Origin of the sequence: Variovorax glucosi, assembly GCF_051216695.1 — a bacterium.
Taxonomy (GTDB): Bacteria; Pseudomonadota; Gammaproteobacteria; order Burkholderiales; family Burkholderiaceae_C; genus Variovorax.
Window position 1 is genome coordinate 1 of the sequence record NZ_JBPJZE010000420.1, and the last position, 310, is coordinate 310.

The 310-nt window shown below is 66.8% G+C and carries 1 protein-coding gene; it reads left to right on the forward strand.

Annotation, left to right across the window (positions count from 1 at the left end; all coding sequences use genetic code 11):
• A partial coding sequence (locus ACSFA3_RS26165; protein WP_435508210.1) for an esterase-like activity of phytase family protein occupies positions 1-310 on the forward strand: 310 nt, incomplete at both ends.

Consider the following 310-nt stretch of genomic DNA (forward strand, 5'->3'; position numbering starts at 1 on the left):
CGACCCCGACAAGAAGGTGCCCTTCCGCATCGTCCACGAAGGCACCAAGCAGCGCTACCTGACGGGCTCGGACTTCGACCCCGAGAGCTTCCAGTTCGCCGGCGGCGCGCTGTGGATCGGCGAAGAATTCGGCCCCTTCCTCATCAAGGCCGACCTGAAAGGCAAGGTGCTCGCGGTGTTCGACACGCAGGTCGACGGCAAGGCCGTGCGCTCGCCCGATCATCCGGCCGTCACCACGCCGGGCGCACCGGGTGGCGCGGTCGACTTCCAGATCAAGCGCTCCAAGGGTTTCGAAGGCATGGCCACGTCG